This is a genomic window from Sorangium sp. So ce296 (assembly GCF_051529605.1).
In the GTDB taxonomy this organism is placed as follows: domain Bacteria; phylum Myxococcota_A; class Polyangia; order Polyangiales; family Polyangiaceae; genus Sorangium; species Sorangium cellulosum_D.
This window is the reverse complement of record NZ_CP150325.1, coordinates 10,499,221-10,512,220: the sequence shown is the minus strand read 5'-3', so window position 1 is coordinate 10,512,220 and position 13,000 is coordinate 10,499,221. Positions and strand designations below refer to the sequence as shown.

6 protein-coding genes are annotated in these 13,000 nt (G+C 69.9%); 3 read left to right on the top strand and 3 right to left on the bottom strand.

Translation table 11 applies throughout. The annotated features are described in order from the left end of the window. Nucleotides 1-173: 173 nt before the first annotated feature. Complete coding sequence (locus tag WME98_RS39055; RefSeq protein ID WP_437946798.1) at nt 174-1,820, bottom strand: hypothetical protein; 1,647 nt, start codon at nt 1,818-1,820, stop codon at nt 174-176. Between the two features lie 222 nt (nt 1,821-2,042). On the opposite strand from WME98_RS39055, the gene WME98_RS39050 reads away from it, so the two are divergent. Next, complete coding sequence (locus WME98_RS39050) at nt 2,043-3,404, top strand: porin (protein ID WP_437946797.1); 1,362 nt, start codon at nt 2,043-2,045, stop codon at nt 3,402-3,404. Nucleotides 3,405-3,415: 11 nt separating this feature from the next. Beyond that, nucleotides 3,416-7,069 carry a PHP domain-containing protein gene (locus WME98_RS39045; protein WP_437946796.1) on the top strand — a complete coding sequence of 1,218 codons (3,654 nt, stop codon included), beginning with the start codon at nt 3,416-3,418 and terminating at the stop codon, nt 7,067-7,069. A 242-nt stretch (nt 7,070-7,311) separates the two neighbouring features. Here the strand turns inward: WME98_RS39045 and WME98_RS39040 are convergent, their stop codons facing one another. After that, the gene (locus tag WME98_RS39040) at nt 7,312-9,048 is read right to left on the bottom strand and encodes an OmpA family protein (RefSeq protein WP_437954069.1); all 1,737 of its coding nucleotides are present in this window, start codon (nt 9,046-9,048) and stop codon (nt 7,312-7,314) included. A 419-nt stretch (nt 9,049-9,467) separates the two neighbouring features. On the opposite strand from WME98_RS39040, the gene WME98_RS39035 reads away from it, so the two are divergent. Then, nucleotides 9,468-10,904 (top strand): formylglycine-generating enzyme family protein, encoded by a 1,437-nt coding sequence (locus tag WME98_RS39035; RefSeq protein WP_437946795.1) that lies wholly within the window; start codon nt 9,468-9,470, stop codon nt 10,902-10,904. An 88-nt stretch (nt 10,905-10,992) separates the two neighbouring features. Here WME98_RS39035 and WME98_RS39030 read toward each other — a convergent pair whose 3' ends face one another. Further along, a complete protein-coding gene (locus WME98_RS39030; protein ID WP_437946794.1) occupies nt 10,993-12,822 on the bottom strand; it encodes an IgGFc-binding protein in 1,830 nt (609 codons plus the stop codon). Nucleotides 12,823-13,000 lie beyond the last annotated feature (178 nt).

Below are 13,000 nucleotides of genomic sequence, written 5' to 3'. Positions count from 1 at the left end.
TCCCCTCCGCGGAGGCGGCGCACCCGAGCGGCGCCCGACCGCAAGGATCGTAGGATACCCCGCCGGCGCCGCGGACGACGGCGGATCCGCGGAGATCGGCTGCGCCCCTCGACGGGCGATGACGCGCGCGGCGCGATCGGCCGAGCTCGCCGGAGGTGCGACCGAGACGGCGATCAGCGCGTGCGCTCGTACAGCGTGAAGGCGCCCTCGCGCTCGATCCGGCGAAACGAGGTGTGCGCCGCGGTGAATACCGGCCTCTCCGGCCGCTCGTTGCGGAGGATCACGTAGTCGTACGCGACGCCGTGGACATCCGGCTTGAACCACTCACCGCGGTTCGACGGCGGCGCGGGGAGCCGGCGCTTCAGCTTGAAGGGGAAACCCACGTTGTGCCAGCCATCCGCGCTGAAGCCCCCGCGCATGACCTGCACCCACGAGGAGAAGTGGTTCGTGCCCTCGATGATCAAGGCCTCGTCGGTCCGCGGGGGCAGCGACACGAAGAGGACCTCGGCGCCCGGCGGGATGCGCGCCACGATGCGGGCAAACGGCTCGAGCCGCGCGTCGAAGCTCGCGTATTTCTCCGAGAGGTGGAGCGGCAGCACGAGCGCGACCGCCGCGGCGGGGGTCATCAGCAGGCGAGAGCGGCCCCGGAGCGGCGCCGGGATGGCCAGGAATCCGAAGAAGCAGATGAGCGGCGAGAAGCGCCCGCTCACGAACCACCAGTCGAACGGGCGAGCGAGGTGCAGCGGCACGAGGAAATAACAGGCCACCATCGCGGCGCAGAGGACGAGGGAGCGGTGGTGGTGCAACCGGCCGAGCGGCGAGCTGGCGGGCGGGGCCGCGTCTTGCGCGGGGAGGAGCAGGCCGAAGCGCCGGGCCAAGCTCCAGAGCGAGAGCAGCGACGCCACCGCGAGCAGCACCCAGAAGAGCCGGGTGTCGAGCTCGCCCGACACCGAGTTGAGCGTGTACTCGGGGAACGAGCGGAGCATCTCGTGCCAGGGCACCCAGGCGCCCTGGAACCGCGGGCCGCTCCGCAGGTCGACCATGGGGCTCTCGAAGGCGACGAGCTGCCAGGCGAGGAGCGCGGCGGCGGGCGCGAAGAGCGGCAGCGCGCGGGCGATGCGCGACCACCGGGGCAGATAGCAGAGCATCAGCGCGGCGACGCAGACGTAATAGCCAAAGAGGATGAGCGGATGGCTGAGGCCGCAACCGACGCTGAGCAGCGCGACGGCGGCGGCGCGCCCGGGGCTCGGCCGCTCGAGATGGGCGTCGAGCGCGACGACGCCGGCGAGCAGCAGCGCGATGCCGACGAGGAACGGCAGGAAGCCGCACGCCCACGAGAGGCTGAACGCCAGCGGGAAGGTGAGCAGCGAGAGCCAGGGGCTGCGCCGCGTCCGGTGCGCCCAGCCGAGCGCCGCCGCGGGGATCCCGAGCACGTACGCGGAGAGGACGATCCGGTTCGCGTCCTCGAGGTCGACGGCGTAGGCGAGGAGGTGCGTCAGGATGTGATAGGCGCCGTACGGGGCCGGACGAAGGCTGAGCTCGTAGAAGTCCCGGTAGCGAGTCCACGGCTCGTCGAAGTGGTGCCAGATATGAACGGCCGCGAGGTGGTTCGGCAGATCGAGCAGCGGCAGGAACCGCACGCGCCATATCGGCACGATGGCCGCGACGGCGAGGAGCGCGAAGGTCGCGACGAAGCCGCGATCGCTCGCCCAGCCAGGCCATCGCCGCGACGCGGGGGGCTCGGCCGCGACGTCGCGCCGGGGCGGCGCCGCGGCGGGCGTGAGGGCGCTGTCGGGCGGGCTCGAACCGGGCATTTCCATGAGAACGGTGGCCCTCCCCTTCCCTGCGCGCGCGGCGCGAGGTGCGGAAAGGCCCGCGAGGGGCTGCGAGCCTTAGCACAGGAGGCGGCGCCGATTGCAGCGCCGCGTGTCTTCCTCTAGTTTCCCGGCCACCTCGCAGGCAGACACGGCACGCGATGACACCCACCGGCCATCCGGAGCGGCACGGGGCGCTCCACGCAGCCCTCCAGGAGACCTGAAGCCATGAGGCACCTTGCTTGCGTCGCAGGCGGCGCCGCCGTCCTGCTCGCCCTCTCCTCGCCGCGCGCGCAGGAGCCCGCGGCCGAGGCGCCCGCGGCCGAGGCGCCCGCGGCCGAGGCGCCCGCGGCCGAGGCGCCCGCCGCCCCGGCGCCCGCCGAGGCGCAGGCGCCGAGCGGAGAGCCGGCCGGTGAGCCGGAGCGCGCCGCGCCGCCCGCCGCCCGCCCGAGCGCGCCGGTGGGCCAGCCGCCGCGGCGGGAGGCGCCGGCGCAAGGCTCGCAGGCGCCCGCGCGCGGCGACCTCCTCTCGCCGGGCTTCCGGGAGCGGATGCGCGTCGCGCTCGGACCGCTGGAGGTCGCGCCGATCGCGCTGCTCGCGCTGCAGGCCGCACCCTACGTGGGCGACGACGCGCTGAACCAGGCCGGGGACAGCGCCGAGCAGCCCGGCTTCCGGCTGCGCCGCGCCCGCGTCGGGCTGCGCGGCGACGTCGCGGGGCTCGTCCGGTTCGCCGTCTCGACGGAGCTCGCCGGGGGCGACGAGGGGACGGCGCGCATCCACGAGGCGTGGGCCGGCGTCACGGCGGAGCGCGCGCTCGAGGTCTACGCGGGCGCGCGGACCGTGCCCTTCTCGCGCTCGGCGATGCTCGGCGCCGGCGACGGGGCGCTCACCGAACGGCCGCTCGCCGTCCGCGCGATGGCGCCGTTCACGCAGGTCGGGATCCAGGCCGAGGGGCACTTCCAGGACCGCGCCTTCAGCTACCACGCGGGCGTCTACAACGCCTTCCAGCGCGCCGATCAGTTCTACGCAGGCCACTCCGAGAGCCTCGCCCCCCTCGGCAACCGCTTCGAGGGGATCGCCTTCGCCGGCAGGCTCGCCACCGAGCCGCGAGGCCCGCTCGGCCGCACCCTCCAGGACGTCGCCCACTCGCCCTTGCGATTCGGGGTCGGCGCCGACGGCTTCTTCAGCAACGGCGGCGCGCGCACGCTCTACGGCGCGAGCGCCGACGTCCTGCTGCACGCCGCGGGGCTGCACGCGCTCGGCGAGGTGCTCTGGACCGGGGCGAGCCCCAAATCGGTGCCCACCCAGCCGATCTCGCAGGTCACGTCGGTGTCGTCGCTCGCGCTCGTCTTCGAGGCAGGCTACATGATCGTCGCCCGGAAGCTCGGCGTCTCGGGCCGGGTCGAGTGGATCGACCCCAACATCGATGTCGACGACGAGGGGGACAACCTCGCGCTCACGGGCGGCGTGAGCTACCACGCGTACGACGATCTGCTGAAAGCGCAGCTCGATTACACGCATCGTGAAGAGCTCGGCGGGCTCTCGCTGGCGAACGACGCCGTCATCCTGCAACTCCAGCTCTCGCTGTAGGAGAGATCGCTGTGCGGCGAACACACCGCTGGTTCACGAGGGTCGCGCTCCTCCCGCTCGCCGCCGCCGCGCTCGCGGCCCCCGCGCTGCCGAGCTGCGGGGGCGACCGGCTGCTCCGCGCCAAGCGGATCGAGCACCGGGCCGAGCTCGTCGGCGGCCCGGTGGCGATGGCGGACGTCGGCGACTTCCTGCTCGAGAACGACCAGATCCGCGTGGCCATCCTGGGCGGGCGGGACTCGCCCGGGCCGGGGATCTTCGGCGGCGCCATCGTCGACGTCGATCGGCGCCGCGGCCGGATCGGCGAGGAGGGCGGACAGGGGCGCGACCGGTTCGCGGAGATGTTCTCGCTCGCCAACCTGATCGTGCCCGACCCGACGGCGACCGACGTCTCGGTGCTCGCCGACGGCTCGGACGGCGCCGAGGCCGGGATCCGCGTCGAGGGAGACGGGGAGTTCCTGTTCGAGGCGATAGGCCTGCTCCGGGCGCAGGAGGACCTGCTCGGCCTCTTCTTCCCCAACGTCCGCTCGAGGATCCGCTTCCGGACAGACTACCTCCTTCACCCGGGCGATCGGTTCGTGACGGTGCGCACGGTGCTCCTGCTCGACGACAAGCCGCCGCCCGGCTGCGAGGCCCCGAGGAGCTGCGAGCCGTGCCCGGACGGGTACCAGCAGGACCCGGGCGGCTGCCTGACCTGCGCGTGCAGCGACGTCCTGCCGCTCGACAACGCCACGGCCCCCGTCTCGGTGCTCGGCGGCGTCCTCGGGGATCCCGCGGACCAGGCGCAGGAGGAGGCGGCGCGCCGCGCCGGCATCGTCGCCGGAGACTTCGTGTTCTTCGGCAACCAGAACGACGTCTTCGCGCCCGGCGCCGGCTTCGACGAGGACACGGCGGTCCAGGACGCCTGGAACGCCGGGCGGAACTCGTTCTCGGAGCCGCTCACGTTCGATTTCGTGGCCGCGGCGGGCGGGGACGTCAGCTACGGCTACTTCACCAGGGCGCAGGAGGGCGCGGCGCCGTCCGTGGTCAACGTGCCCCTCTTCGCGAGCGCGGCGACGGCGTTCGTGTCCGCCAGCCGATCGTGCCTGTTCAGCGAGGGGGACGACGCGGCGTGCGACGCGCACCGCGCGTTCAGCTACGAGCGCTACCTCGCCGTGGGCGACGGCGACATCGCGAGCGTGACCGACGTGATGCACCGGCTCCGCGGGACCGAGACGGGCACGGTCCACGGCCACGTGCTGTGGGAGAGCACGCTGGAGGCCGCGCCGAACGCGCGGGTGTTCGTCTTCTCCGACCCGGATCCGTCGCGGCCCTTCGGCTCGCTCGACGAGCTCGTGGCGGCCAACCGGGAGGCGCGCGGCGACGTGGGCCTCATCAACGAGATCGACGCGGATGTCGGCCTCGATCCGTCCGAGGACGGCGATTTCCGCGGCGCCTTGCCGCCCGGCAGCTACGTGCTCGTCGCGCGGAACGCCGCGGGGACGGCGACGTCGGCGCCGGTCCGGGTGCGCCTCGGGGCCGGAGAGCAGGTCGCGGTATCGCCGCGCCTGCCCACGCCGGCGACGGTGCGCTACCGCGTCGCGGACGAGGCCGGCCAGCGGATACCGGCCAAGCTCGCCTTCATCTCGCTCGACGACGCGGGGCGGCGGCTCCCGGGCGACGGCCGGCGCAGGGTCTACCTCGGCGACGGCCGGCTCGGGAACGGCAACCGCGCCATCGAGGTCACGGCCACGGGCGAAGGAGAGGTCGAGATCGAGCCGGGGCGATACCAGATCACGGTGTCGCGAGGCATCGAGTACGGGATCTACGTGGAGCGCGACGTGACGCTCGCGCCGGGGCGCGCGCTCCAGCTCGACGCCACGCTCGTGCGCGAGGTCGACACGAGCGGGTGGATGTCGGCCGACATGCACCTCCACTCCAGGCCGAGCTTCGACAGCGGCATGCCCGTGCCGCGGCGGGTCGCCATGGTGGCGGCCGAGGGCGTGGAGCTCGCGGTGTCGACCGACCACGACGTCGAGACGGACTACCAGCCGACCGCGCGCGCGCTCGGGCTCGCGCCCCACCTCGCCACCGCGATCGGGGCGGAGATCACGACGCTGGAGCAGGGGCATTTCATCGGCTTCCCGCTCAAGTACGACGAGCTCGACGTCCCGACCCACGGTGCGCACGACTGGACGTGCGAGCCCGGCGGGACGATCCTCGACGCCATCCGCGCCTCGGGCGACGGCACCGTGGAGCCGCTGACGATCGTCGCCCACCCGCGCGACGGCTTCTTTGGCTACATCGAGCAGCTCGGCGTCGACACCTACACGATGGACCGGACGCCGACGTTCCTCGAGGAGAACAACCCGGTGTTCCGGACGGCGAGCTGCGCGTTCGACGCGATGGAGGTCATCAACGGCAAGCGGTTCGATCTGGTGCGCACGCCGAGCGTGGCCGAGGTCGTCGACTGGAATCGCTGCCTCGCGCGGCTGAACGCCGCCCAGGGCGAAGGCGAGATCGAGGCGGCGTGCCCCGAGGTGGCGGGCTGGCTGCGCGCGCCTTGCGCGGCCCCCGGCGGGTCGGCACCGGCGGCGGGCGGCGCCTCCGGCTCGCCCTCGGGCGCCGCGGTCGCGCTGGCCATCGCCGACTGCAAGCGCCGCGCGCGCACCGAGCTCGCGTGGGCGCTCACGAAGCGAATCCTCGCGCGAACGCCCGACGAGCAGGAGAAGAACTGGGGCTTCCCCGGCACGAGCCCCGACAGCCAGGAGCTCTGCGGGCCCGCCGCGCTCGGCGACGCGCCCGTCGCCGCGGAGGCGCGCGACGAGCCCTGCACGTTCCGGGCGGGCCAGGTGGACGACTACTTCCGTTACCTCGAGCGGGGGTTCTTGCCGGCGCAGATCGCCAGCAGCGACGGCCACGACGCCTCGAAGGAGCCGGGCTTCCCGCGGACCTATTTCCGCAGCGCGACCGACTCCCCGGCGGCGCTCGAGACGCCGGCCGCGGTCGAGAGCCTGCGGGGCGCGCACGCCTTCGCGACGTACGGCCCCTTCATCCGGGCGACGATCGGCGGCAAGACCTACGGCGAGGTGGCGGGGGCGAGCGCCGGCAAGCCGCTCGAGCTCCTCTTCGATGTCCAGACGGCGAGCTGGTTCGGCGTCGATCGGGTGGAGATCTACCTGAACGGCAGGATGATCCGCCTGCTGGAGCCGGAGATGCCGCCGAGCGCGCTCGTGGACGTGCGCGGCAAGGTCACCTTCACGGTGCCGGAGCGCGACTCCTGGGTGGTGATCATCGCCATGGGCCTCGAGGACAGGAACCTCATGAGCCCTGTCTCCCTCGACGTCCCGTTCGGGGAGATCCAGCTCTCGCGGCTGGCGAGCGACGGGTTCGGGAGGATCCCCGCGATCAGCGCCCTGTTCGCGCCCACGCCGACGGTGCCCGACTGGTCGCCGGTCCCGCCTTATGCGGTGACCAACCCGATCTACATCGATGTCGACGGCAACGGTCGCTACGACGCTCCGCTGCCGAGGCCCGACTTCTGCTCTCGCCCGTGCGATCCGGCGGTCCTCGATCCGGAGCAGTGCCCGACGGCGCAGGATTGCCTGCTCGAAGAGCAGGTCTGCGGCTTCCCGATCCCCGGCAAGTGCGACCATCGCCGCCCGGCGCTCGGGCATCACGACGACTGAGCGCCGCGGCGGGCTGCGCTCACCGCGCGCGAGCGCAGCCGGCCCGCGAGCGTGGCCGGCCCGCGAGTACGGCCATCCCGCGAGCGCGGCCGTCTCGCGAGCGCAGCGCCCGACGCGCGAACGCGCGGCCGGCGAGGCCCTTCGGATCGCGGAGAGGGCGCCGGCGCGCACGTGGCGATGCACGCGCGCGCCGGCGGCGGCGGATCCCGGCGTCGATCCGACCCGCCGCTCCAGGCGGGAGCCTACCGGCCCTCGATCGACTGTGACTTGATGTGGAACTCGACGCGCCGGTTGCGCTGCCGGCCTTCCGGCGTGTCGTTGGCCACGAGCGGCCGGCGGGAGCCGTAGCCCACGGAGGTGAGCCGCTCCGCCTGGATGCCCTTGTTGATCAGGTAGACCCTGACCGCGATGGCCCGGTTGTGCGCGAGCCGGTCGTTGTAGTCGATCGTGCCCTGGTTGTCGGTGTGCCCTTCGATGCTGAGCAGCTTGATCTCCGGGTTCGCCTTCAGCAGCCGCACGACCTCGTCGAGGATCGGATAGCTCTGCGGGAGGATCCTGGAGCTGTCGAACTCGAACTCGACCTGCTTCATGATCTCGATCTCGGCGGAGCCGGTGATCCTGCGGATGTAGTACGGGCAGCCGTTCTTCTCGGGCTCGTCGACGACGACCTGCCCCGGCTCCTTCGGGCACTTGTCCTCGGCGTCGGGGATGCCGTCCTGGTCCGCGTCCTCCTCGGGGCAGCCGTCGCGGTCGTCGATGCCGTCCTTGTCCTCGGGATCGTCGGGGCACCTGTCGACAACGTCGGGGATGCCGTCGCCGTCGCGATCGGGCATGTCCGGGCAGCCGTCGGCCGGCTTCGGCTGCTTGCCGTCCTCGGGGTCCTCCGGGCAGAGGTCGATGACGTCGGGGTAGCCGTCGCCGTCGGTGTCCTTCTCCTGCTCGATGACGTAGTTGAAGCCGGGCGACCGGGTGCCCGAGTCGGCGATGCTGAACGAGTAGCCGACGACGGCGACCCCCCGGAAATCCGGGGCGTAGCCGCCGCTCATCCGGGTGCCCACGCCGGCGCCCGCGTAGAGCGCCTTGTCCTTGGTGAGGGCCATCCGGCCGTTCAGCTGCCACTCGATGGGGGAAGCGTCGAGCTCGCCGAGCGTCTCCTCGCGGAGGCCGAACGAGCCGAAGATCTCGGCCCCGACGCGAATCGTGTCGTCGACCAGCGGGACGTAGCCGCCGACGCCGTAGGTGAGCTCGGTGCCGACGCGGAGCTCGTGGAGCCGCACGGGCGGCCGGATCGCGACGCCGGTGTTGAGGGTGACGAAGAAGTCCTTGAAGTCGTATTCGGCGCCGAGGCCGAACGCGCTGCTCACGGTCCGGTCGCCGCCAAAGGAGTAGACGTTGCCGACGGGCACGAAGACCGCGGCCGTGAGTCCCAGACGGAAGCGCCGCTCGTCGAGCTCGAGCGCGACGAGGCGTGCGTCGAGCCGGAGGTCCATCGGGGTGGCGGTCTTCAGGTTGACGCACTGGTCCAGGCCGAGGGTCCGGTCGGGGTGGCAGGTCTGGTTGCCGTCCTGGAACACGACGATCGGGAACGAGGCCTGGAGGGCGCCGCGGCCGAGGATCTCGACGCCGGCGCTCAGGTAGGTGATGAGCTGCGAGGTGACGGGCCCCTCGCCTTCGAGCTGCTCCTCGACGGCGAGGTCGTCAACGTAGTTGTCGTTGCGGAGCGGGTGGACCGAGGCGCCGAGCCCGAGCTGCCCGAAGAGGCGCGTCTTTTCACCCATGTGGGGGCGCCAGACCCCGATCCCGTCGTCGGGGGCGCCGGCCATCCTGAGGCGATCGAGGTAGAAGGTCCGGTCCTGCGCGCGCGCGGTGGAGGGCGCAAGCGCGACGAGGGCCGGTGCGGCCAGGGCGGCTGCGGTCAGCGCGCAGCGAAGGCGCGACGGGCGTCGCGGCTTACCGCCCGGCAGGTTTCTTCGATCCATCACGGTGAGCTGTCCTCCAAGCAACGCTCGAAAAACGAGGTTGACGCGGGCGTTCCGCCGCATGCGGGCCGGCGTCCGGGCGGGAGATTACTCGGCCCGGGGGAGGATGTCTCCTGGGTCGAACCAGGAGGTGCGAGGAGCCCCCCGGGGGGCCGGGGCGGCTGTGTCCGGGGCGCGCGGGGGCGGGCGGGGCCTCCTGGCGGGTCGCGGCACGCGGAGCGCGGCGCCGGTCGCGAGGGTGAAAGGACGATGCACAGCCACGCAGAGCGCTGCTGATCGCGACACCGCCGGGGCAGCGTCGCTGCTGCTGCTTCGACTTGACGAAGGGAGGCGATGTACTTCAGACGGGCGGTCGCGGCGGAGACGGCGGCGCGAGTGATGGTCCACAGGGACGCACACTCCCATGTCTGAGCCGACCGATGCTATTGGTTGAGGTGGGACACCCGACCGAGGCTACGCAGCGCCTGCGCGGCAGCTTCGGCCACCGAGAGCAAGCTCTCAACCTCAACGCGAAACATACCGCGCCAACTTCACCAAAGCCGATGTTCACACAAGCGCGATCGAAGGCCAAGGCGCGTCTAGCAACGACGCGACCATTGCTGATTTCTCTTGCGTCAGGCCTGGCTACCGCTGGATGTGGGCTAGTCCTCGGGCTTGATGAGTTCGAGGACGCTCCCGGCGCCGGCATCGGCGGCAGCAGCGCGAGCTCCGCAGCCGGAGAAGCTCCATGCAGTGATGGCGAGCGAGACTGCGTGGGTGACGTGCCGCGACAGTGCGCCTCGCAAGAGTGGGTCGTTCAACGGCCGTGCAGCGGAGAGCAGCCGGTGTGTTCACGAGGTCACTGCGTGGAGTGTCGCGAAGGAGAGCGCGGCTGCAGCGGTCGCACGCCGCGCCAGTGCGTCGAGGCGTCCTGGAGAGACGAGACGCCGTGCGCAGCGCCGTTCCCTGGATGTCGGCTCGGCGCCTGTGTCGCGCCCAGCTGCCAAGGGTCGGGGCCAGGTGCGGGAACCGACTGCGGACGCAGCCCAGGCGTCGACTGCTGCGGCACCGCGAGCATTCCCGGAGGGACCTTCGATCGTCTCAATGCTCCCATGTACCCGGCAACCGTCAGCGGGTTCCAGCTAGACATCTACGAGATCACCGTTGGACGTTTCCGCGCATTCGTGGAGGCAGGGAAAGGCACTCGAGCAGATCCACCGGTCTCCGGCGCAGGCGCGCATCCCCAAATTCGAGAAAGTGGTTGGCGCCCAAACTGGAACAGCGAACTAGCCGCAGACGAATCAGCTTTGAAAGTGGCGCTCAGATGCGAATACTCGCACTGGACGGACTTTCCGGAGCAGAACGAGCGCCATCCCATGACATGCATGACATGGTTTGAAGCGTTCGCCTTCTGCATATGGGATGGCGGGCGGCTACCCACCGAGGCGGAATGGAACTATGCGGCCGCAGGGGGCGCAGAGCAGAGGTTGTACCCCTGGGGAGAGTCAATCGATGCGTCTAAGGCAGCTTACAACTGCCTCGGAGACGGGGACCATGCAGCGGAATGCAGCATACAGGACTTCCTGCCCGTAGGGTCAAAATCTCCGGATGGCGATGCCAAGTGGGGCATGGCTGACATGTCGGGCAACGCAGGAGAGCTGGTATTGGACGTTAGCCAGCTAGGGCTTCCGAATCCGTGCAACGATTGTGCTCAACTGGAAGGCAACACGGCGAACCGTGTGGTCCGCGGGGGTACGGCGTGGACCAGTGGGCTCTACGTTGCTACCGACGCTCAATCAGCGGAAAATCCGCGCAACAGGAACGGCTTCGTCGGCGCACGCTGCGCGAGAGATTTCCCAGCCGATGCTGCTCCATGAAACGGATCGCATGAGCTGCCCCCGAGGTCGGTGGTCGATCGCCGGCCCCGAGGAGGCTCATTCGTGCTGGTTCACTCGTCGAACAACCCTAATTGGCCGTGGGGGGTATCTCGACCTCATTGATGGGCAGGAACCCCGCACCGGCAGGATAAGCGTAGGAGACGCGATAATTCTGCTGGATCGCGCCCCATCCCCAGACCGTGACGCCGAACGGAAGGTCGCTCCGCATCTCGTGTCGGCCGTTGGCGCAATCGCCCACCGATTCGAAGCGCCCCGTCGTGAGATCGACGATGGTGTACTCGTAATCGCCAATCGGCTCCCACCCGCTGAGCTTGCCGGCGCAGTCCAGCTCCACGTCAGCGAACTCACCATTCAACTTCGAGCGGGTGCGAACGACGACGAGGCTCGTCTCAGGATAGGTCGGGTCCGTAAAGAACACATAGTAATCCAGAAACTGAGACGGCGGAACCACATTCACCCAATCGGGATCTCCGATGAACATGTACGGGTCCCCGCTGGTCATGTACTGACCAACATAGAAAGGGTTATTCACCCCCTGGCTCCTGACGACAAAGGGCTCGCCCGTATCAAACTCAACCACTTCGCCGAGGTTGATGGTATCCGGCGCGCCGTTCGGTTTGGATGGCTCCCAGATGAGCTCCGTATTGTCGACCATCCCGACGATGCGCCAAGGCGGCGACTCTTCGAGCTCTGTGACGCGATTTTTGTAGCGAACCGCCACGTACTCGCTACCAGTAGCCCTGACAGGGGCGATTTGCTGTTGCCCTGAGTCACAGTCGCCACCGTTACTCGGGACGACCATACAAGCATGAGCTCCAAACACGCCAATGGGCTTGGTCGACTGGATGGGGCTCCCGGTCAACTCCTCAGACTGGGTAATCTGCAGGAATTCACCAGCGTTCAGCGTGTAAGTCTTCGCCTCGTTGCTGGTCGCTGGCTCGACGTTGGTGCCTGCTTCGATGTCCACCTTCGGCAGGATGGTCACGTCGGTTTCATCCTGATGGGCGACGATGGCCAGCGAGGGATTGGCTCCAGGAAAATCGGGGGACTCCGATGACGAGTAGCCGTTGATGGCAACGTAGTTGGTATGCCAGGCGCTCGTGGGCAGGAGCAACGTCGCGGAGGTCATGGCGGCCTGCCCCCCGCCGTAGGGGAGCATCTGGTAAGCTACGACCGGATAGTCCGTCGTAATATGGAATGCCGTCCCGCGGCCGGTTCCCGCTACGCCAGTTTCCAGATCCAGCGCGCCGGTCTTGGGGCAATCCACAACGCTCGAACCGGGAGACCGTCGCGAAAGGAAGAGGACTGCGACCTCACCGACACCAAGCCCAGTCTCCGGGTTGTAGGGATTATACTGAATATCCTGAATGGATCCCTGCCCGACCGGAATATAGGCGAACTTCTCTACCGGAAGCGGCTGTCCCCCGCGTTCGACATTGATACGAACCGGCAGCTCCCACGTATTCGCAACGATCGCAGCAAAACACGCGCCCTGCGTCGTCGGCCGGAGCGCCGTCTTCAGCGCCCAGTAGTCGCACCCGTACGAGCTCTTCGACTTCTCCGCCGCCTCGCACGGGTTCGGCTCGCACTTCGCGTTGACGCACCCGAACTCGGGCCCGCACTCCTCGATCGTCACGCCGTTGCAGCTGATGACCTTCTTCAGATCATTGGAACACGTGTACTCGCACTGCCCCCCCTGACCGAAGGTCCCCGTGCTCCCCCCCTCGCCGCCCTGGCCGCCCTGGCCGCCGGTGCCCGCCCCGCCGGGCCCCGAGCCGCTGCCGGTGAGCTCTCCACGGTACGAGTCAGAGCACCCGGCGAACGAGCCCGTCACACCGGCTGTCGCTGCAAAAAAACCCACAATCGCGTGTCGACGGTATCTAGCTATGTTCGCCATCTCCACAGGGCTCCTTCCCCCACAAGCATCCTGAAAAACTTCGCGACTGCGAGCCTAACACGGTTCGCCCGCCCTGGGGAGGCCCGCGAAAGCGCAGGCGATTTTTCAGCGGCCTCATGAGAGAGGGCTCTGGCTTTCAGGAATGCAATGCGCGCCTGACCTCGCACCACCGCCCTCT